Origin of the sequence: Pseudomonas sp. ICMP 460 (assembly GCF_002723595.1) — a bacterium.
Lineage (GTDB): Bacteria > Pseudomonadota > Gammaproteobacteria > Pseudomonadales > Pseudomonadaceae > Aquipseudomonas > Aquipseudomonas kitaguniensis.
In genome coordinates, this window is sequence record NZ_LKBR01000004.1 from 121,145 (window position 1) to 140,573 (window position 19,429).

The 19,429-nt window shown below is 60.6% G+C and carries 20 protein-coding genes; 13 read left to right on the plus strand and 7 right to left on the minus strand.

The features are described from left to right. Positions 1 to 7 precede the first annotated feature (7 nt). Positions 8 to 1,906: a sulfate adenylyltransferase subunit CysN gene (cysN, locus tag AO240_RS04985; RefSeq protein ID WP_099235400.1), complete on the plus strand. Its 1,899-nt coding sequence runs from the start codon at positions 8 to 10 to the stop codon at positions 1,904 to 1,906. A gap of 100 nt (positions 1,907 to 2,006) precedes the next feature. Here cysN and AO240_RS04990 read toward each other — a convergent pair whose 3' ends face one another. The 3 genes from AO240_RS04990 to AO240_RS05000 all read right to left on the minus strand — a co-directional run bounded on the left by AO240_RS04990 (position 2,007) and on the right by AO240_RS05000 (position 5,376). After that, positions 2,007 to 2,906, minus strand: coding sequence for an acyltransferase (locus tag AO240_RS04990; protein ID WP_099235401.1), 900 nt, complete (start codon positions 2,904 to 2,906; stop codon positions 2,007 to 2,009). Then, positions 2,907 to 5,006, minus strand: coding sequence for a phosphate acetyltransferase (pta, locus tag AO240_RS04995; RefSeq protein ID WP_099235402.1), 2,100 nt, complete (start codon positions 5,004 to 5,006; stop codon positions 2,907 to 2,909). 79 nt (positions 5,007 to 5,085) lie between these two features. Beyond that, complete coding sequence (locus tag AO240_RS05000; protein ID WP_099235403.1) at positions 5,086 to 5,376, minus strand: DUF3565 domain-containing protein; 291 nt, start codon at positions 5,374 to 5,376, stop codon at positions 5,086 to 5,088. On the opposite strand from AO240_RS05000, the gene AO240_RS05005 reads away from it, so the two are divergent. After that, entirely contained in the window at positions 5,375 to 5,860 is a 486-nt protein-coding gene (locus tag AO240_RS05005) for a peptidylprolyl isomerase (RefSeq protein ID WP_027606858.1), read from the plus strand. The two genes, AO240_RS05000 and AO240_RS05005, sit on opposite strands and share 2 nt — an antisense overlap. 184 nt (positions 5,861 to 6,044) lie before the next feature. Here the strand turns inward: AO240_RS05005 and rpsT are convergent, their stop codons facing one another. Further along, positions 6,045 to 6,323, minus strand: a complete 279-nt coding sequence (gene rpsT / locus AO240_RS05010; RefSeq protein WP_003171647.1) for a 30S ribosomal protein S20 — start codon at positions 6,321 to 6,323, stop codon at positions 6,045 to 6,047. A gap of 253 nt (positions 6,324 to 6,576) precedes the next feature. Between rpsT and murJ the strand changes: the two genes are divergently transcribed. The 6 genes from murJ (at position 6,577) to ispH (ending at position 13,976) form a co-directional block, all read left to right on the plus strand. Next, positions 6,577 to 8,115, plus strand: coding sequence for a murein biosynthesis integral membrane protein MurJ (gene murJ, locus AO240_RS05020; RefSeq protein ID WP_099235405.1), 1,539 nt, complete (start codon positions 6,577 to 6,579; stop codon positions 8,113 to 8,115). A gap of 119 nt (positions 8,116 to 8,234) precedes the next feature. Continuing rightward, on the plus strand, positions 8,235 to 9,173 hold the full coding sequence (ribF, locus tag AO240_RS05025; protein WP_058412778.1) for a bifunctional riboflavin kinase/FAD synthetase: 939 nt from the start codon (positions 8,235 to 8,237) through the stop codon (positions 9,171 to 9,173). A gap of 14 nt (positions 9,174 to 9,187) precedes the next feature. Then, the gene (gene ileS / locus AO240_RS05030) at positions 9,188 to 12,019 is read left to right on the plus strand and encodes an isoleucine--tRNA ligase (protein ID WP_099235407.1); all 2,832 of its coding nucleotides are present in this window, start codon (positions 9,188 to 9,190) and stop codon (positions 12,017 to 12,019) included. Then, entirely contained in the window at positions 12,012 to 12,524 is a 513-nt protein-coding gene (gene lspA, locus AO240_RS05035) for a signal peptidase II (RefSeq protein WP_064450637.1), read from the plus strand. Before ileS ends, lspA begins: the two co-directional genes overlap by 8 nt. 7 nt (positions 12,525 to 12,531) lie before the next feature. After that, positions 12,532 to 12,969, plus strand: a complete 438-nt coding sequence (gene fkpB / locus AO240_RS05040; protein ID WP_177445778.1) for an FKBP-type peptidyl-prolyl cis-trans isomerase — start codon at positions 12,532 to 12,534, stop codon at positions 12,967 to 12,969. Positions 12,970 to 13,028: 59 nt separating this feature from the next. Beyond that, positions 13,029 to 13,976 (plus strand): 4-hydroxy-3-methylbut-2-enyl diphosphate reductase, encoded by a 948-nt coding sequence (gene ispH, locus AO240_RS05045; RefSeq protein ID WP_058412774.1) that lies wholly within the window; start codon positions 13,029 to 13,031, stop codon positions 13,974 to 13,976. On the opposite strand, the gene AO240_RS05050 is transcribed toward ispH, so the two are convergent. Beyond that, complete coding sequence (locus AO240_RS05050; RefSeq protein ID WP_099235409.1) at positions 13,930 to 14,511, minus strand: GspH/FimT family protein; 582 nt, start codon at positions 14,509 to 14,511, stop codon at positions 13,930 to 13,932. The genes ispH and AO240_RS05050 overlap by 47 nt on opposite strands. Positions 14,512 to 14,717: 206 nt before the next feature. On the opposite strand from AO240_RS05050, the gene pilV reads away from it, so the two are divergent. From pilV to thiO, 5 genes are all read left to right on the plus strand, one after another. Beyond that, positions 14,718 to 15,203, plus strand: coding sequence for a type IV pilus modification protein PilV (gene pilV / locus AO240_RS05055; RefSeq protein ID WP_099235410.1), 486 nt, complete (start codon positions 14,718 to 14,720; stop codon positions 15,201 to 15,203). Next, on the plus strand, positions 15,200 to 15,907 hold the full coding sequence (locus AO240_RS05060; protein WP_099235411.1) for a PilW family protein: 708 nt from the start codon (positions 15,200 to 15,202) through the stop codon (positions 15,905 to 15,907). Before pilV ends, AO240_RS05060 begins: the two co-directional genes overlap by 4 nt. Before the next feature lie 7 nt (positions 15,908 to 15,914). Further along, positions 15,915 to 16,445, plus strand: a complete 531-nt coding sequence (locus tag AO240_RS05065) for a PilX N-terminal domain-containing pilus assembly protein (protein ID WP_099235412.1) — start codon at positions 15,915 to 15,917, stop codon at positions 16,443 to 16,445. Positions 16,446 to 16,456: 11 nt separating this feature from the next. Then, positions 16,457 to 16,858, plus strand: a complete 402-nt coding sequence (locus AO240_RS05070; protein ID WP_099235413.1) for a type IV pilin protein — start codon at positions 16,457 to 16,459, stop codon at positions 16,856 to 16,858. Between the two features lie 62 nt (positions 16,859 to 16,920). Next, on the plus strand, positions 16,921 to 18,030 hold the full coding sequence (gene thiO / locus AO240_RS05075) for a glycine oxidase ThiO (RefSeq protein WP_099235450.1): 1,110 nt from the start codon (positions 16,921 to 16,923) through the stop codon (positions 18,028 to 18,030). Here the strand turns inward: thiO and AO240_RS05080 are convergent. Both AO240_RS05080 and AO240_RS05085 read right to left on the minus strand, forming a co-directional pair. Next, complete coding sequence (locus tag AO240_RS05080) at positions 18,017 to 18,250, minus strand: PP0621 family protein (protein ID WP_099235414.1); 234 nt, start codon at positions 18,248 to 18,250, stop codon at positions 18,017 to 18,019. The two genes, thiO and AO240_RS05080, sit on opposite strands and share 14 nt — an antisense overlap. Positions 18,251 to 18,374: 124 nt before the next feature. Beyond that, positions 18,375 to 19,400 (minus strand): outer membrane protein assembly factor BamD, encoded by a 1,026-nt coding sequence (locus AO240_RS05085; protein WP_058412767.1) that lies wholly within the window; start codon positions 19,398 to 19,400, stop codon positions 18,375 to 18,377. Positions 19,401 to 19,429 lie beyond the last annotated feature (29 nt).

The window sequence follows — 19,429 nt, forward strand, 5'->3', positions numbered from 1 at the left end:
GAACACTATGAGCCATCAATCTGATTTGATCAGCGAGGACATCCTCGCCTACCTGGGCCAGCACGAGCGCAAGGAAATGTTGCGCTTCCTGACCTGCGGCAACGTCGACGACGGCAAGAGCACCCTGATCGGGCGCCTGCTGCACGACTCCAAGATGATCTACGAAGATCACCTGGAAGCTATCACCCGCGATTCGAAAAAATCCGGCACCACCGGCGATGACATCGACCTAGCCTTGCTGGTCGACGGCCTGCAGGCCGAGCGCGAGCAGGGCATCACCATTGATGTTGCCTACCGCTACTTCTCTACCGCCAAACGCAAATTCATCATTGCCGACACCCCTGGCCATGAGCAGTACACCCGCAACATGGCCACCGGCGCGTCTACCTGTGACCTGGCGATTATTCTGATCGACGCGCGCTACGGCGTGCAGACCCAGACCCGTCGCCATAGCTTCATCGCCTCGTTGCTGGGCATCAAGCACATCGTGGTGGCCGTCAACAAGATGGACATCAATGGCTTCGACCAAAACGTATTCGAGCAGATCAAGGCCGATTACCTGACGTTCGCCGACGGCATCGCGTTCAAGCCGAGCACCATGGCGTTCGTGCCGATGTCGGCGCTCAAGGGCGACAACGTGGTGAACAAGAGCGAGCGTTCGCCCTGGTACACCGGCCAGTCGCTGATGGAGATTCTCGAAACCGTCGAGATCGCCAACGACCGCAACTACACCGATCTGCGTTTTCCGGTGCAGTACGTCAACCGTCCGAACCTGAACTTCCGTGGTTTTGCCGGCACCCTCGCCAGCGGCATTGTGCACAAGGGCGACGAAGTCGTGGTGCTGCCGTCGGGCAAGAGCAGCCGCGTCAAATCCATCGTCACCTTCGACGGTGAGTTGGAGCAAGCAGGCCCGGGCCAGGCCGTGACCCTGACCATGGAAGACGAGATCGACATCTCGCGTGGCGACCTGCTGGTGCATGCCGATAACGTGCCGCAAGTGACCGACGCCTTCGACGCCATGCTGGTGTGGATGGCCGAAGAACCGATGCTGCCGGGCAAGAAATACGACATCAAACGTGCCACCAGCTACGTGCCGGGTTCCATCACCAGCATCGTGCACCGTGTGGACGTGAACACCCTGGCCGAAGGCCCGGCAAGCTCTTTACAGTTGAACGAGATTGGCCGGGTCAAAGTCAGCCTTGACGCGGCCATCGCGCTGGACGGTTACGACAGCAACCGCACCACCGGTGCGTTTATCGTCATCGACCGCCTGACCAATGGCACTGTGGCCGCGGGCATGATCATCGCGCCTCCGGTCAGCCATGGCGGCGCTGCGCAACACGGCAGCCTTGCCCATGTAGCCACCGAAGAACGCGCCCAGCGCTTCGGCCAGCAGCCGGCCACCGTGTTGTTCAGCGGCCTGTCGGGCGCCGGCAAAAGCACCTTGGCCTATGCGGTTGAGCGCAAGCTGTTCGACATGGGCCGTGCGGTGTTTGTACTCGACGGCCAGAACCTGCGTCGCGACCTCAACAAAGGGTTGCCGCAGGACCGTGCCGGGCGGACCGAAAACTGGCGGCGTGCCGCTCACGTTGCGCGTCAGTTCAACGAAGCTGGCTTGCTGACCCTGGCCGCCTTCGTCGCGCCGGATGCCGAAGGCCGCGAACAGGCCAAGGCGCTGATCGGTGCCGACCGCCTGCTCACGGTTTACGTGCAGGCATCGCCGCTGGTGTGCGCCGAGCGCGACCCGCAAGGTTTGTACGCCGCCGGTGGGGATAACATCCCTGGCGAATCCTTCCCGTACGACGTGCCGTTGAATGCCGACCTGGTAATCGACACCCAGGCGTTGTCGCTGGAAGACAGCGTCAAACAGGTGCTGGAACTGTTGCGTCAGCGCGGCGCGATCTAAAGAAGAGGCTAGCTAGAAGCGGTTAGCTGCAAGCTGCAAGAAAAAGCCCGCCACCGGGAGATCGGTGGCGGGCTTTTTACATTCTCTAGATCGGGCAGGGTCACCTGTTGGCTGGGTAATCTGTGTGAAGCTTATCCAGCAGGGCATCCTTGTCTTCCCACAACCGGTTAATCCAGCCCTGGAACGCCAACCGATACTCGCCATCCTGCTCATAATTCTTGCCGATAAACTCGGCCGGAATCTGCACCTCTTCAAAGTGCACCACCACATCCTGCACATTCCCGCAGAGCAAATCCCAGTACCCAGGGCGCCCGGCAGGGTAGTGGATGGTCACGTTGACCAGTGATTTCAATTGCTCGCCCATGGCATCCAGCACAAACGCGATGCCACCGGCCTTGGGCTTGAGCAAATAGCGAAACGGCGATTTTTGTTGAGCATGTTTGCCCGGCGTAAACCGCGTGCCTTCAGCAAAGTTGAAAATGCCCACCGGGTTGTCGCGAAACTTCGCACAGGTCTTGCGGGTGGTCGCCAGGTCTTTGCCTTTTTTCTCCGGGTGTTTCTCCAGGTAGGCCTTGGTGTAGCGCTTCATGAACGGGAAACCCAAGGCCCACCACGCCAGGCCAATCACCGGCACCCAGATCAGTTCCTGCTTGAGGAAGAACTTCAGCGGGCGAATGCGTCGGTTGAGCACGTATTGCAGCACCATGATGTCGACCCAGCTCTGGTGGTTACTGGTCACCAGGTAGGAGTGCTCATAGTCCAGGCCTTCAAGGCCGGTCAGGTGCCAGCGCGTGCGCCGTACCAGGTTCATCCAGCCTTTGTTATTGGTCACCCAGGCTTCGTGGGTGTGGTTCATCAGCCATTCGCTGAAACGTTTGGCGAACGGCAGCGCCTTGAACAGCGCGACGATAAACAGAAACGAACACAAAAGGATCGTGTTCAGCGCCAGTAACAGGGACGCGATCACCCCGCGCACGGCGGCAGGCAGAAAACCCGGCATTTAGATCTCCATAGGTCGGTTGGCGGCTTGGATCGCGGTCAACGCGATGGTGTACACGATGTCGTCGACCTGAGCGCCGCGCGGCAGGTCGTTCACCGGTTTGCGCAGGCCTTGCAGCATTGGCCCAAGGCTCACGCAATCGGCGCTGCGTTGCACGGCTTTGTGCGTGGTGTTGCCGGTGTTCAGGTCGGGGAACACAAACACCGTGGCCTTGCCGGCAACCTGGCTGTTGGGCGCCAATTGCCGGGCGACGGTTTCGTTGGCAGCGGCGTCGTACTGCAACGGCCCGTCGATCAGCAGCGAGCTTTGTTGCTCTTGGGCGAGCAGGGTGGCCTCGCGAACTTTTTCGACTTCCTCACCGCTGGCCGAGTCGCCGCTGGAATAGCTGATCATCGCCACACGTGGGGTGATGCCGAATGCCGCGGCCGAGTCGGCGCTTTGCAGGGCGATTTCCGCCAGTTCTGCAGCGCTTGGGTGCGGGTTCATCACGCAGTCGCCGTAGACCAGCACCTGCTCGGGGAACAGCATGAAAAATACCGACGACACCAACGTGCAGCCCGGCGCCGTTTTGATCAGTTGCAGGGCCGGGCGGATGGTGTTGGCGGTGGAGTGGATAACCCCGGACACCAGGCCGTCCACTTCATCCAGGGCGAGCATCATCGTAGCGATCACCACGGTGTCTTCCAGTTGCTGCTCGGCCATGGGTGCATTCAGGCTCTTGCTTTTACGCAGCGCGACCATCGGTTCGACATAACGTTGGCGAATCAGGTCCGGGTCGAGAATCTCCAGGCCGTCGGGCAATTCGATGCCGTGTGCGCGGGCGACCGCTTCCACATCCTCAGGCTTGGCCAGCAGCACGCAGCGCGCAATGCCGCGCGCCTGGCAGATCGCGGCGGCCTGCACGGTCAGTGGCTCACTGCCTTCGGGCAACACGATGCGCTTGTTGGCGGCTTGAGCGCGTTGGATCAACTGGTAGCGGAATACCGCCGGCGACAGGCGCATTTCGCGCGGCGTGCCGCAGCGTTGGTGCAGCCAGCGGGCGTCGAGGTGGCTGGCGACGAAGTCGGTGATGATTTCTGCGCGCTCGCGGTCATCAATCGGGATTTCTTTGTTCAGGCCGTTGAGCTGGTTCGCCGTATCGTACGAGCCGGTGCTTACCGACAGCACCGGCAGGCCGGCCTGGAACGCGCCACGGCACAAATCCATGATGCGCGGGTCGGGCAGGGTGTCGCTGGTCAGCAGCAAACCGGCCAGCGGCACTCCGTTAATCGCGGCCAGGCTGACGGCGAGGATGATGTCGTCGCGGTCGCCCGGCGTCACTACCAGCACGCCGGGCTTGAGCAGCTCCACGGTGTTACGCATGGTGCGCGCGCAGATGATGATTTTGCTCATGCGCCGGCTTTCGTAGTCACCGGCGTTGAGAATCTGCGCGCCCATCAGGTCGGCCACATCGCGCGTGCGCGGCGCGTTGAGTTCGGGCTGGTAGGGAATACAGCCGAGCAGGCGAAAATCACCGCTGCGCAACAACGGCGAATGTTCTTTTAATCGCGCCGAGAAGGCCTGCATGCTTTCGTCGGTGCGCACCTTGTTCAGGATTACACCGAGCACTTTCGGGTCTTTCGGGCCGCCGAACAGTTGCGCCTGCAACTCCACGCGGCCTGATAGCTCGGTGAGTACTTCGTTTTCCGGCGCCGACACCAGGATCACTTCCGCGTCGAGGCTCTTGGCCAAGTGCAGGTTGACCCGCGCCGCATAGCTGGCGCTGCGGGTGGGCACCATGCCTTCAACAATCAGCACGTCTTTGCCCACGGCGGCTTGCTGATACAGGGTGATGATTTCTTCGAGCAGTTCGTCGAGCTGGCCGTCGCCGAGCATCCGCTCCACATGGGCCAGGCCCAATGGCTGCGGCGGCTTCAAACCGTGAGTGCGCGCCACCAGTTCGGTGGAGCGTTCGGGGCCGGTGTCGCCCGGGTGTGGCTGGGCAATCGGTTTGAAGAAGCCGACTTTCAACCCGGCCCGTTCAAGTGTACGCACCAGCCCAAGGCTGATGGAGGTCAGACCCACACCAAAATCGGTGGGCGCGATAAAAAAAGTTTGCATGCGAATTCTCTGGAGGTGCATGGCTTCGGTGGTGCCCTATGGCTGAGCGCCTACCGGGAATCAGGTGCCAAGGTTATCGTTATTCGCGAACTTGCGCACACCAGCCGCAAGCAAAGGCTTGGCCTATTTTTTCAAGGCGCTGCGCCGCATCGAGCACCCACGCACGCGACTGCCATGGCGGCTGGTGACGCAGGTGCTGAGTGTGCCCGCAGGACAGTTCGACAACCCAGTGCAGCGCAAGGTCCTGGTGGAATCCAGTGATCAAGGATGCCGTTGATCGGCTCCGTCTGTCCGGGTTCTGTTCGCTTTCGGGCAAATCCTTGTTTAGACTTGTCCGTTCTTCATTCTTATGCAAAAGGTCTCGCCCCATGACGATCGCCGCTAACAAGGCTGTCTCCATCGACTATACCCTGACCAACGACGCTGGTGAGGTCATCGACAGCTCCGCCGGCGGCGCGCCGCTGGTCTACCTGCAAGGCGCAGGTAATATCATCCCAGGCCTGGAGAAGGCGCTGGAAGGCAAGAGCGTCGGTGATGAACTGACCGTCGCCGTAGAACCTGAAGATGCCTACGGCGAATACTCCGCCGAACTGGTCAGCACCTTGAGCCGCAGCATGTTCGAAGGCGTTGATGAGCTGGAAGTCGGCATGCAGTTCCACGCTTCTGCGCCGGACGGCCAAATGCAGATCGTCACCATCCGTGATCTGGACGGCGACGACGTCACTGTCGACGGCAACCACCCTCTGGCTGGCCAGCGCCTGAACTTCCAAGTGAAGATCGTCGCCATCCGTGACGCTTCCCAAGAAGAAGTAGCTCACGGCCACGTCCACGGTGAAGGTGGTCATCACCATTGATTGTGGTTTGATCAATAGGTAGAAAAAACGCCCCGACTGGTTCGGGGCTTTTTTTTGTGTTTGAAAATAGCCTCATCTCACATTTAGTTCTGCGCATTGCAGAAAACAAAAATGCCCCGGACCTTTCGGTACGGGGCATTTCTTAACTGTTACGTAACCTGGGTTACGTTGCAGTTTTTACCACTTAGGCTGCTGCAGCGACGTTCAGAGCCTTGATGTGGCCATTCAGGCGGCTCTTATGACGAGCGGCCTTGTTCTTGTGGATGATGCCTTTATCAGCCATACGGTCGATAACTGGCACGGCCAGAACGTAAGCAGCTTGGGCTTTTTCAGCGTCTTTGGTGTCGATGGCTTTAACTACATTCTTGATGTAGGTACGAACCATGGAACGCAGGCTGGCGTTGTGGCTGCGACGCTTCTCAGCCTGTTTTGCACGTTTTTTGGCGGAAGGTGTGTTGGCCACCGTCGAGCTCCTCGAAAGACTTTTTAGGAAATAGCAAACAAAATAGGCCGCGAATCATGCCGATGACTTGATGGGTTGTCAAGAGCGGCTGATGCGAACTGCTGAGTGGTCGATCTGAAGAGGCGGGTGATTTATTTCCGGCGCTTGACCTGTAAACTCGCGAGCTTTGGCTCTGTGCTGTTGCAGGCGCGCAGTATCGCATATGTGGGCGCTTTGTTCGCCTGCTCTTTATCTATAGGCGCAAACTCTTTCAATGAATCTGCTCAAATCGTTGGCTGCCGTCAGCTCTATCACGATGATCTCAAGGGTTTTGGGGTTCGTGCGTGACACCCTGCTGGCGCGCATTTTTGGCGCCAGCATGGCCACGGATGCCTTCTTTATTGCGTTTAAACTGCCCAATCTGCTGCGACGGATCTTCGCCGAGGGCGCATTTTCCCAAGCCTTTGTGCCGATCCTGGCCGAATACAAAACCCAGCAGGGCGAAGAGGCCACGCGCACATTTATTGCCTACGTTTCGGGCCTGCTGACCCTGGTGCTGATGCTGGTGACACTGGTCGGCATGCTCGCTGCGCCATGGGTGATCTGGGCCACGGCGCCGGGTTTTGCGAATACCCCGGAAAAATTCGCGCTGACCACCGACCTGCTGCGTGTGACCTTTCCTTATATATTGCTGATTTCCCTGTCATCGCTGGCGGGCGCGATTCTTAACACTTGGAACCGTTTTTCGGTGCCGGCCTTCGTGCCGACGCTGCTCAACGTCAGCATGATTATTTTTGCGCTGTTCCTCACGCCGTACTTCGACCCGCCGGTTATGGCCCTCGGCTGGGCGGTGCTGGCCGGCGGTTTGGCGCAATTGCTCTACCAGCTGCCACACCTGAAAAAGATCGGCATGCTCGTGCTGCCGCGCCTGAACCTGGCCGACACCGGCGTGTGGCGCGTGATGCGCAACATGCTGCCGGCGATTCTCGGCGTTTCGGTCAGCCAGATTTCGCTGATCATCAACACCGCGTTCGCCTCGCTGCTGGTCTCGGGCTCAGTGTCGTGGATGTACTACGCCGATCGCCTGATGGAATTGCCCTCCGGCGTGCTCGGCGTGGCCCTGGGTACGATTTTGCTGCCGACGCTGGCGCGTACCTACGCCAGCAAGAATCGCCAGGAGTACTCGCGCATTCTCGATTGGGGCCTGCGCCTGTGCTTTGTGCTGGTGCTGCCATGCTCGCTTGCCTTGGGGATTTTGGCCGAGCCGCTGACCGTTTCGCTGTTCCAATACGGCCAATTCGATGCGCACGATGCCTTGATGACCCAGCACGCGCTGGTGGCTTACTCCGTCGGCCTGCTCGGCATTATTGTGATCAAAGTGCTGGCGCCGGGGTTCTACGCCCAGCAAAACATCCGCACGCCGGTCAAAATTGCGGTCTTCACGCTGATCGTCACGCAACTGCTCAACCTGGTGTTTATCGGCCCACTGGCGCATGCCGGGCTGGCGCTGGCCATCAGTGCTGGCGCGTGCATCAACGCCGGCCTGCTGTTTTATCAACTGCGTAAGCAACAGATGTTCCAGCCGCAGCCAGGCTGGGGCCTGTTTGCGCTGAAGCTGTTGGTGGCGGTGGCGGCGATGTCGGCGGTTTTGCTGGTGCTGATGCATTTTATGCCCGCGTGGGATCAAGGCCACATGCTTGAGCGCTTCATGCGCCTTGGCGTATTGGTGGTTGCGGGCGTGGTGGTGTACTTCGGAATGTTGCTGCTGCAAGGTTTTCGCCTGCGCGATTTCAATCGCAAGTCGCTGAGTTAGCCACTTTGCCGCGATAAAACGGTTGTTTTATCGATTCGATCGATTTGGCCTGCGCTGTTGCCTGTCGTCTGAGGCCGGGTGTGGTTATAATCGACCACTTTATGAGCAAGAAGCGCGTTATGCAGCTGGTTCGAGGTCTCCACAACCTGCGCCCCCAGCATCGGGGCTGCGTCGCCACTATTGGCAACTTTGACGGTGTTCACCGTGGCCACCAGGCTATTCTGGCCCGGTTGCGCGAACGAGCGGTCGAGTTGGGTGTGCCCAGCTGCGTGGTGATTTTTGAGCCACAGCCGCGGGAATTTTTCACCCCGCAAACGGCGCCGGCACGGCTGGCCCGCCTGCGGGACAAGCTGCAACTGCTGGCTGAAGAGGGCGTGGACCGTGTCCTGTGCCTGGCCTTTAACCAGCGTTTGCAAAGCCTCAGCGCCGCCGAGTTCGTCGACCGTATCCTGGTCGATGGCCTGGGCGTGCAGCACCTGGAAGTCGGCGACGACTTCCGTTTTGGTTGCGACCGCGTTGGCGATTTCGATTTCCTGCAACACGCCGGCGTCAACCAGGGTTTTACAGTCGAAGCCGCGCAAACCGTCGAACTGGACGGCCTGCGCGTGAGCAGCACCCAGGTGCGTAACGCCCTGGCCGCCGCCGACTTCGCCTTGGCCGAGCGTTTGCTCGGTCGCCCGTTCCGCATTGCCGGGCGGGTACTGCACGGCCAGAAGCTGGCGCGCCAATTGGGCACGCCAACCGCCAACGTGCAACTCAAGCGCCGCCGTGTGCCACTCACCGGGGTTTACCTGGTGAGTGTCGACATCGACGGCCAGCCGTGGCCGGGAGTCGCCAACATAGGCGTCAGGCCCACGGTTGCAGGTGATGGCAAGGCCCACCTGGAAGTTCACCTTTTGGATTTTGCCGGTGATTTGTATGACCGGCGTTTGACGGTGGTTTTCCACCAGAAGCTGCGTGAAGAGCAGCGTTTCGCCTCGCTTGAGGCGTTGAAAACGGCGATCAATGCGGATGTCGCCGCCGCCCGTGCACTAGCCGCACCTAGCGCCCATCGCTAACCGAAGAGCCTTAAATGACCGACTATAAAGCCACGCTAAACCTTCCGGACACCGCCTTCCCAATGAAGGCCGGCCTGCCACAGCGCGAACCGCAGATCCTGCAGCGCTGGGACAGTATTGGCCTGTACGGAAAGTTGCGCGAAATTGGCAAGGATCGTCCGAAGTTCGTGCTGCACGACGGCCCTCCTTATGCCAACGGCACGATTCACATCGGTCATGCGCTGAACAAAATTCTCAAGGACATGATCCTGCGCTCCAAAACCCTGTCGGGTTTCGACGCGCCGTATGTGCCGGGTTGGGATTGCCACGGCCTGCCGATCGAACACAAAGTCGAAGTGACCTACGGCAAGAACCTGGGCGCGGATAAAACCCGCGAACTGTGCCGTGCCTACGCCACCGAGCAGATCGAAGGGCAGAAGTCCGAGTTCATCCGCCTGGGTGTGTTGGGCGAATGGAACAACCCGTACAAGACCATGAACTTTACCAACGAGGCCGGTGAAATCCGCGCCTTGGCCGAAATCGTCAAGGGCGGCTTCGTGTTCAAAGGCCTCAAGCCTGTGAACTGGTGTTTCGATTGCGGTTCGGCGTTGGCTGAAGCAGAAGTCGAGTACGAAGACAAAAAGTCTTCGACCATCGACGTGGCCTTCCCGGTCGCCGACGACGCCAAGCTGGCCGAGGCCTTTGGCCTGGCAAGCCTGAGCAAACCGGCGGCCATCGTGATCTGGACCACCACCCCGTGGACCATCCCCGCCAACCAGGCGCTGAACGTGCACCCGGAATTCACCTACGCGCTGGTAGACGTCGGTGATCGCCTGCTGGTGCTGGCCGAGGAAATGGTCGAAGCCTGCCTGGCGCGCTACGAACTGCAAGGTTCGGTGATCGCCACCACCACCGGCACGGCGCTGGAACTGATCAACTTCCGCCACCCGTTCTATGACCGCCTGTCGCCGGTGTACCTGGCTGACTACGTCGAGCTGGGTTCCGGCACCGGCGTGGTTCACTGCTCGCCCGCGTATGGCGTGGACGACTTTGTGATCTGCAAGAAGTACGGCCTGGTCAACGACGACATCATCAACCCGGTGCAAAGCAACGGCGTTTATGTGCCGTCGCTGGAGTTCTTCGGCGGGCAGTTCATCTTCAAGGCTGACCCCGCGATCATCGAAAAGCTGCGTGAAGTCGGTGCGCTGATGCAAACCGCCACCATCCAGCACAGCTACATGCATTGCTGGCGCCACAAGAGCCCGCTGATCTACCGCGCGACTGCGCAGTGGTTTATCGGCATGGACAAAGAACCGGCCAGCGGCGAAACCCTGCGTAACCGTGCGATCAAAGCCATCGAAGAGACCAGGTTCGTGCCAGCCTGGGGCCAGGCGCGCCTGCACTCGATGATCGCCAACCGCCCGGACTGGTGCATCTCGCGCCAGCGCAACTGGGGCGTGCCGATCCCGTTCTTCCTGAACAAGGAAAGCGGCGAGCTGCACCCGCGTACCGTCGAACTGATGGAAGTGGTGGCCCAGCGCGTTGAACAGGAAGGCATCGAAGCCTGGTTCAAGCTGGACGCCGCCGAGCTGCTGGGCGACGAAGCGCCGCTGTACGACAAGATCAGCGACACCCTCGACGTGTGGTTTGACTCGGGCACCACCCATTGGCACGTGCTGCGCGGTTCGCACCCGATGGGCCACCAGACCGGCCCGCGTGCCGACCTGTACCTGGAAGGCTCCGACCAACACCGTGGCTGGTTCCACTCCTCGTTGCTGACCGGTTGCGCCATCGACGACCACGCGCCGTACCGCGAACTGCTGACCCACGGTTTTACCGTCGACGAGACGGGCCGCAAAATGTCGAAGTCGCTGAAAAACGTGATCGAGCCGAAAAAGATCAACGACACCTTGGGCGCCGACATCATGCGTCTGTGGGTGGCTTCGACCGATTACTCGGGCGAAATCGCCGTGTCGGACCAGATCCTCGCGCGCAGTGCCGACGCCTACCGTCGAATCCGCAATACCGCACGCTTCATGCTGTCGAACCTGACCGGTTTCAACCCGGCCACCGACATCCTGCCGGCCGAGGACATGCTCGCCCTCGACCGCTGGGCCGTGGACCGTACCCTGTTGCTGCAGCGCGAGTTGCAGGAACACTACGGCGAATACCGCTTCTGGAACGTGTACTCGAAGATCCACAACTTCTGTGTGCAGGAGCTGGGTGGTTTCTACCTCGATATCATCAAGGATCGCCAGTACACCACCGCCGCGAACAGCAAGGCACGCCGCTCGGCGCAGACCGCGCTGTACCACATCAGCGAAGCGCTGGTGCGCTGGATCGCGCCGATCCTGGCCTTCACCGCTGACGAACTGTGGGAATACCTGCCGGGTGAGCGTAACGAATCGGTGATGCTCAACACCTGGTACGAAGGCCTGACCGAACTGCCGGCTGACTTCGAACTGGGCCGCGAGTACTGGGAAGGCGTGATGGCGGTGAAAGTGGCAGTGAACAAGGAGCTGGAAGTTCAGCGCGCGGCCAAGGCCGTGGGTGGCAACCTCCAGGCCGAAGTCACGCTGTTTGCCGAAGAAGGCCTGACTGCCGACCTGGCCAAGCTGAGCAACGAACTGCGCTTTGTGCTGATTACTTCCACCGCCAGCCTGGCACCGTTTGCCCAGGCGCCGGCGGATGCCGTGGCGACCGAAGTACCGGGTCTCAAGCTCCAAGTGGTCAAGTCGGCCTTCGCCAAGTGCGCCCGTTGCTGGCACTGCCGTGAAGACGTTGGCGTGAACCCCGAGCATCCGGAAATCTGCGGTCGTTGCGTCGACAACATCAGCGGTGCCGGTGAGGTTCGCCACTATGCCTAACGCTTCCAGCCGTTTCGGACGTCTGGGCTGGCTCGTACTGAGCGTGCTGGTGCTGGTCATTGACCAGCTCAGCAAGGCTCACTTCGAAGGCGCCTTACAGATGTACCAGCAGATCGTGGTCATACCTGACTACTTCAGCTGGACCCTGGCCTACAACACCGGCGCCGCCTTCAGCTTCCTCGCTGATGGCGGCGGCTGGCAGCGCTGGCTGTTCGCCTTGATCGCTGTGGTGGTCAGTGCGGTGCTGGTGGTCTGGCTCAAACGCCTGGGCCGCGATGACACCTGGCTGGCCATCGCCTTGGCGCTGGTGCTGGGCGGCGCGCTGGGCAACTTGTACGACCGCATCGCCTTGGGCCATGTGATCGACTTTATCCTGGTGCATTGGCAAAACCGCTGGTACTTCCCGGCGTTCAACTTTGCCGACAGCGCCATCACCGTCGGTGCAATCATGCTGGCGTTGGACATGTTCAAAAGCAAGAAAACCGGAGAGACCGTCAATGACTGATCAGGTATTGGCTGAGCAACGCATCGGCCAGAACACGGAAGTCACTTTGCACTTCGCATTGCGCCTCGAGAATGGCGACACGGTCGACAGTACGTTCGACAAAGCCCCGGCGACCTTCAAGGTCGGCGATGGCAACCTGCTGCCGGGTTTTGAAGCGGCGCTGTTCGGTTTCAAGGCGGGCGACAAGCGTACCCTGCAGATTGTGCCGGAAAACGCCTTTGGCCAGCCTAACCCGCAAAACGTGCAGATCATCCCGCGTTCGCAGTTCCAGGACATGGAGCTGTCGGAAGGCTTGCTGGTGATTTTCAACGATGCGGCGAATACCGAACTGCCGGGCGTGGTTAAAACCTTCGATGAAGCGCAAGTGACCATCGACTTCAACCACCCGTTGGCCGGTAAAACCTTGACGTTTGACGTTGAAATCTTCGACGTTAAAGCGCTCTGATTGACGCCACCGGCTCCTGCACGATCCAATTTCCAGCCCTGCAAGGCACGAGGCACAGCATGCAAATCAAACTCGCCAACCCCCGTGGCTTCTGCGCCGGTGTGGACCGGGCGATTGAAATCGTCAACCGCGCCCTGGAAGTTTTCGGGCCGCCGATTTACGTGCGCCACGAAGTCGTCCACAACAAATTTGTGGTCGAAGACCTGCGCGCGCGCGGCGCGATTTTTGTAGAAGAACTCGAGCAAGTGCCAGACGACGTTATCGTCATCTTCAGCGCCCACGGTGTTTCCCAGGCCGTGCGTACCGAAGCGGCTGGCCGTGGCCTCAAAGTATTCGACGCCACCTGCCCGCTGGTGACCAAGGTGCACATCGAAGTCGCGCGTTACAGCCGCGACGGGCGTGAATGTATTCTGATTGGCCATGCCGGCCACCCGGAAGTCGAGGGCACCATGGGCCAGTATGACGGCACCAATGGCGGCGCCATCTACTTGGTCGAAGACGAAAAAGACGTCGCCGCCTTGCAGGTGCACAACCCTGAGCGGTTGGCCTTTGTAACGCAGACCACCTTGTCGATGGACGACACCAGCCGCGTGATCGATGCGCTGCGCACGCGCTTTCCGGCGATCGGCGGCCCGCGTAAAGACGACATCTGCTACGCCACGCAAAACCGTCAAGACGCGGTCAAGCAACTGGCCAACGAATGCGACGTGGTGTTGGTGGTCGGCAGCCCTAACAGCTCCAACTCCAACCGCCTGCGCGAATTGGCTGAACGCATGGCCACCCCGGCGTACCTGATCGACGGTGCCGAAGACCTGCAACGCAGCTGGTTTGACGGTGTCGAGCGTATCGGCATTACCGCCGGCGCTTCGGCCCCGGAAGTGCTGGTACGCGGCGTTATCCAACAATTGCAGGCGTGGGGCGCCACCGGCGCGGATGAATTGGCCGGTCGTGAAGAGAACATCACGTTCTCGATGCCCAAAGAGCTGCGGGTTCGCTCGTTGCTGTAAGCCCTGCAGTGCCGGCAGAACCCCGGCACAATGCCTGCTCGGTTATTTCACTGCGCAGGCTGATGCGCCCGCTGGGCGCAAGCACCACCTGGAAGCGGCTTTGCGCCTGGGCGGCGTCGCACACATGCACGGTGCCGGCGCGAAAACCGCCTGCGGAAAATATCGGTTCTCCCAACCCGCTGAAGCGCACCTGGTTCTTGACCGGCCCGTTACCCACAATCGGCACTCGCCCGCTGTGCTGTCGCTCCAGCAGTACCGGGTTGTCGTCGTCCAAGTGGCCGCGCCCGCTTGCGTCGAGTATCACCCGCCATCCCTGGCTCCAGTCCTCCCCCAGCGTATGAATGACCACCGCGCGATTGCGTGCAATGGCCTCGGTGCGGGCGTAACGCAGACCATCGGCCAGCGCTTGGGCGGCAACCTGGCGCTGTTGCGAATCGAGCAGGCCTCTAAAATTCGGCACCGCCAAGTGCGCCAGGATGCTGCTCAAGACCAGGCTGAGTAGCAGTTCTATCAGGGTAAAACCGCGTTGCGTCATATGCCGTCCCTCCGTGGACGTGGTGAGTGTTGCGGGTGACAGGCATAGGTATAGCTCGCGCCTTCCAGGCCTGAATGATGGCCTTTATGTCCAAAGTATTTCCCTTTGTTCCGGGAGCAGCGCCAGTCCAAAACCGGCGCTAGTCTTGGGTCGCACAGCAGGGTTTGCCTGCTTTTTTTCGGCCTTCGACATGGATGACGACGGTAATGCCTGCTTGCCAGACCCTGAATTTCCCGCGCTTGCTGAACCGCCCGCAATCGGGCATGACGCTGATCGAGGTGCTGGTCGCCGTGCTGATTCTTGCAGTGGGCCTGCTGGGCGCCGCGCTGATCCAGCTCAACGCGCTCAAGTACACCGACAGCTCAAGGATGATCAGCCAGGCCAGTTTCATCGCTTACGACATGCTCGACCGGGTTCGCGCCAACGCAGGCGCCGATTATTCATGGGGCCGAGCCGACCAAGCGCCGCCCGGTAACGCGACCGCCAGCGTGCGTGACCTCGACCTGCATGATTTTGAAGCGAATATCCTCGGGTTTGCCGGGGAGGCCGGCAAAGGCGCCGTGGTGGTCAGTGGCAGCGAAGTCACCGTCAGTATCAGTTGGGACGACGCCCGGGGCACCCACACCGAAGGCGCACGCGAAACCTTCACCCTCACCAGCCGCATTGCCGGCGAGACGGGGGCGGTGCGATGAAGCGATTTGCGCGTGGGTTTAGTCTGCTGGAGTTGTTGCTCGCACTGGCCGTCGGCTCGGTGCTGATACTCGGCGTCAGCCAGGTGGCAATCAGCGCTCGAACCACGCAAGCCAGCCAGCAGGCCGCCATGTTGCTGCAGGATGATGCGCGGTTCGTACTGGGCAAGCTGATTCAGGATATTCGCCAGGCGGGCATGTTTGGTTGTCTGTCGACGGCCTACATCGAGAACGCCCCGGCGGCCTTTGATCGACCTGTCAGCGCCAATGCTGCAGGCGGTTCCAGGTCACTGACGCTGTTGACTGTTGATGGTGCGGGCGACGGTGGCACGCCTGACTGGACGGTACTGTCCGACTGCACGGGCAGCGCCCAAGCCTATGCGGGGCGTTCGCCACCGGCGGCGCCTGGGCAGACGCTTTTTGCAATACGCCAGCTCACTTATACCTTTGAAACGCAGCAGTTGAAGGTCAGCACGCCTGCAGCGCCGGCCAAGACGGTGCTGGTGGATAACGTGCAGGCGTTCGACATCAGTTTCGGTGTGGCGGCCCGGCAAGGCTCGACGCGCGTGGTGCGCTACGAGGCCAGCCCCGCTGACGAATCGCTGATACGCAGTGTGCGTATCCAGATGACGCTGATGGACCCGACCGGGCGCGTGAAAAACCAGGCCTACAGCGTCGTGGCGGCGCTGCGTAACCGGTTGGGGTAGGGCGACCATGGCGCGTTATGGCGGTTATTACCGGCAACAGACAGGCATGGTGCTGTTGATCAGCCTGGTGTTTCTGTTGGTGTTATCACTGATCGGCCTGGCATCGATGCAAGGGGCGGTGTCCCAGCAAAAGATCGCCGGAAGCCTGTGGCATCGAAATCAGTCATTTCAAAGCGCCGAGAGCGCTCTGAGGCTTGGCGAGTCGGCTGTTGATCGGGCAGGAGGCGCCTTGCCTGTGTGCTCGTCGATGAGCCTGTGTGCACCGCCGCTGGAGTCATCTTCGGTGGCGGGTGCCGGGGCAAACCCTGGGTCAGCAGTGACGTGGGTTGGCTCGAAGAACGGCCTGTATGGCGTGCAATCGCTGGGTTTGGCGGTGGGGCTGGCGGGTTTGCCAACTGAAACAAGTGCAACGGTTTACCGCGTGACGGCGGTGGGGCTCAGTGGTCAGTCGCGCACGGTGCTGGAAACGGTGTACGCGCGGGTGGAGGACGGTGAAGGCCTGATATTTCGTCGGGTTTTATGGCGGCAACTTCAATAAGGAACGTATCAATGGGCAAGGATTGCCAAGGTTTTACCCTGATCGAGTTGTTGATGGCTGTCGCGATTATCGCGTTTCTGGCCGGGATCGCTTACCCGGCGTATACCGGTCAGGTAAAAAAGGTGTATCGCGCAGAAATCGTCGCGTTATTGATCGAGCAAGCTCAGCACCTCGAACGTTTTTACACGCGCAACGGCACTTTTATTGATGCAACCGGCGTCAGTGCGGGCACTGATCGCTATAGAATCAGCGCTGCATCGAGCCTTCAGGCATTCAGCCTGGTGGCTACGCCCGTCGTCGGCTCAGTCATGGCGGACGACCTGTGCGATGAATTCAGCCTGACCAGCGCAGGCGTGCGCAGCAACCTCGGCGCCGCCCCCGACATGTCGCGCAAAGCGTGTTGGGGGCAATGATGAGCGTGCTGCATGAGTGGGCGCCGGGTGCGCTTTTTCCTTTTTATCGGCTGGATCAAATGATGGCTAAGCAACAGCAAGTGGTGATTGTCGGTGGTGGCGTAATCGGGCTGTTGACCGCGTTCAACCTCGCCACACAAGGGCAGGCCGTTGTGCTGCTGGAGCGTTCAGGGCTTGGGCAGGAATCTTCCTGGGCGGGCGGCGGGATTGTTTCGCCGCTGTACCCGTGGCGCTACAGCCCGGCGGTCACCGCGCTGGCTCATTGGTCGCAGGATTTTTACCCGCAACTGGCTGAGCGGTTATTCGCCGCCACCGGCGTGGACCCGCAAGTGCATACCACGGGCTTGTACTGGCTGGACCTGGCTGACGAAGCCGACGCATTGGCGTGGGCTGCCCGCGAGGGGCGGCCATTGAGCAAGGTCGATGTGCGCGCCGTGCATGATGCGGTGCCGGTGCTGGGTGGCGGGTATTCCCAGGCGATCTACATGGCCGGCGTGGCCAATGTGCGTAACCCGCGCTTGGTCAAGGCACTTAAAGCCGCGTTGTTGGCGCTGCCCGGCGTAACCGTTCATGAGCAGTGCGAAGTGAACGGGTTTGTTCTCGACGGTGACAGCGTGGTGGGCGTGCACACGGCGGCAGGACCAATACTGGGTGAGTATATCGTGTTGGCTGCTGGTGCCTGGAGTGGGGAATTGCTCGGCACGCTGGGTTTGTCGTTACCGGTTGAGCCGGTCAAGGGCCAAATGATTCTGTACAAATGTGCGGCGGATTTTTTATCGAGCATGGTCCTGGCCAAAGGGCGCTACGCGATCCCGCGGCGTGACGGGCACATTCTGATCGGCAGCACGTTGGAGCATGAAGGGTTCGACAAGACGCCAACCGAGTCGGCACTGCAAAGCCTCAAGGCTTCAGCCGAGGAGTTGATTCCGGCGCTGGCAGGCGCCGACGTGGTAGGCCATTGGGCCGGTTTGCGGCCCGGCTCACCCGAGGGCATTCCCTACATCGGCGAGGTCCAGGGCTTCAAAGGGCTGTGGCTCAATTGCGGGCATTACCGCAATGGCCTGGTACTGGCACCGGCCTCCTGCCAGTTATTTGCCGACTTGTTGCTGGGGCGTACACCGATCATCGACCCGGCGCCTTATGCGCCGCACGGCCGGGTCAACGCTCGATAGACTTTGGGCCTTGTTCCAGGTGCGCCTGCGTGCAGTACCACGCTTGGCGTGAGCTGAGTGCGCGGTTCTGCGGCAAGTGCACGCCGCAGTGGGCGCAACGCACCATCAAGGCGGCCTCGGATTCGCCGGAGCGTTGCTGTGCTGCGCCAGGGCTTTTGAATTTGCGCCACAACCATACTGCGGCGGCAATAACGGCAATCCAGAACAGTAGACGAACCATGATGGGAGTTTCTCGACAAGGAATGCGCCAGTTTAGCCAAGGTCTTGGCAGGCGCACAGCGCAATAATACCGGCCCATGAAAAAGGGAGCCTCGCGGGGCTCCCTTTTGCGTCGCGTCGAACGATCAGTCGAACACGCCGAAGGTCATGTAGCTGAACCACGAGCGGTCTTCGTTGTTGCCAAGGGCCTGTGGCGCCTCTTCTTCAATCACGTCGCCGTTTTCGTCATGCGGCTTGAGGTCCGAAGGAATCGCTTCTTTGGCGTCCTGGTACTGCTTCATCACGTCCTGGTTGGCGCGGGTTTCGCCCGGCGGCAACGGTGGGCGCGACTCGATCAGGCCCAAGGTGTACTTGCTCAGCCACGAACGGTTGTCGGCTTCGGCAACCTGAGGCACGAACTGGCCGTCTTTCAGGCTTGGGTGATCGGGGTAGTTGAGCTTCAGGGTTTCCAGACTGGTGGTCGCCAGGGCGTCCAGGTGCAGGCGCTGGTAAGCCTCGGTCATCACTGCCAGGCCGTCACCCACGGAAGGGGTTTCCTGGAAGTTTTCGACCACATAGCGGCCACGGTTGGCGGCAGCGACGTAGGCCTGACGGGTCAGGTAGTAGTGGGCCACGTGAATTTCGTAGGAAGCCAGCAGGTTGCGCAGGTAGATCATGCGCTGCTTGGCGTCCGGCGCGTAGCGGCTGTTGGGGTAGCGGCTGGTCAGCTGGGCGAACTCGTTGTAGGAGTCGCGGGCAGCGCCCGGGTCACGCTTGGTCATGTCCAGCGGCAGGAAGCGCGCCAGCAGGCCCACGTCCTGGTCGAACGAGGTCAGGCCCTTCATGTAGTAGGCGTAGTCGACGTTCGGGTGCTGCGGGTGCAGGCGAATAAAACGCTCGGCGGCGGACTTGGCAGCTTCCGGCTCGGCGTTTTTGTAGTTGGCGTAGATCAGCTCAAGCTGTGCCTGGTCGGCATAGCGCCCGAACGGATAGCGTGACTCCAGGGCCTTCAGCTTCGCTGTGGCGCTGGTGTAGCTATTATTGTCCAAGTCTTTTTGAGCTAATTGATACAGCTCGACTTCGCTCAGGTTTTCGTCGACGACTTCCTTTGTTGACGAGCAAGCAGCAGTCATGGCGAGGATGGCGATCAGCAGCAGGTGTTTCACTTGCATGGCGGCTTGCGTCCCTATGACGGCCGCTG

Bases quoted from the DNA above. Each gene is read 5' to 3' on its own strand.
- ispH (WP_058412774.1), top strand. From the start codon at position 13,029: ATGCAAATCAAACTCGCCAACCCCCGTGGCTTCTGCGCCGGTGTGGAC.
- pta (WP_099235402.1), bottom strand. From the start codon at position 5,006: ATGCAAACTTTTTTTATCGCGCCCACCGATTTTGGTGTGGGTCTGACC.
- AO240_RS05070 (WP_099235413.1), top strand. From the start codon at position 16,457: ATGGGCAAGGATTGCCAAGGTTTTACCCTGATCGAGTTGTTGATGGCT.
- AO240_RS05005 (WP_027606858.1), top strand. From the start codon at position 5,375: ATGACGATCGCCGCTAACAAGGCTGTCTCCATCGACTATACCCTGACC.
- AO240_RS04990 (WP_099235401.1), bottom strand. From the start codon at position 2,906: ATGCCGGGTTTTCTGCCTGCCGCCGTGCGCGGGGTGATCGCGTCCCTG.
- lspA (WP_064450637.1), top strand. From the start codon at position 12,012: ATGCCTAACGCTTCCAGCCGTTTCGGACGTCTGGGCTGGCTCGTACTG.
- AO240_RS05000 (WP_099235403.1), bottom strand. From the start codon at position 5,376: ATGGGGCGAGACCTTTTGCATAAGAATGAAGAACGGACAAGTCTAAAC.
- ribF (WP_058412778.1), top strand. From the start codon at position 8,235: ATGCAGCTGGTTCGAGGTCTCCACAACCTGCGCCCCCAGCATCGGGGC.
- thiO (WP_099235450.1), top strand. From the start codon at position 16,921: ATGGCTAAGCAACAGCAAGTGGTGATTGTCGGTGGTGGCGTAATCGGG.
- AO240_RS05060 (WP_099235411.1), top strand. From the start codon at position 15,200: ATGAAGCGATTTGCGCGTGGGTTTAGTCTGCTGGAGTTGTTGCTCGCA.
- AO240_RS05085 (WP_058412767.1), bottom strand. From the start codon at position 19,400: ATGCAAGTGAAACACCTGCTGCTGATCGCCATCCTCGCCATGACTGCT.
- ileS (WP_099235407.1), top strand. From the start codon at position 9,188: ATGACCGACTATAAAGCCACGCTAAACCTTCCGGACACCGCCTTCCCA.
- AO240_RS05080 (WP_099235414.1), bottom strand. From the start codon at position 18,250: ATGGTTCGTCTACTGTTCTGGATTGCCGTTATTGCCGCCGCAGTATGG.
- cysN (WP_099235400.1), top strand. From the start codon at position 8: ATGAGCCATCAATCTGATTTGATCAGCGAGGACATCCTCGCCTACCTG.
- AO240_RS05050 (WP_099235409.1), bottom strand. From the start codon at position 14,511: ATGACGCAACGCGGTTTTACCCTGATAGAACTGCTACTCAGCCTGGTC.
- pilV (WP_099235410.1), top strand. From the start codon at position 14,718: ATGCCTGCTTGCCAGACCCTGAATTTCCCGCGCTTGCTGAACCGCCCG.
- murJ (WP_099235405.1), top strand. From the start codon at position 6,577: ATGAATCTGCTCAAATCGTTGGCTGCCGTCAGCTCTATCACGATGATC.
- AO240_RS05065 (WP_099235412.1), top strand. From the start codon at position 15,915: ATGGCGCGTTATGGCGGTTATTACCGGCAACAGACAGGCATGGTGCTG.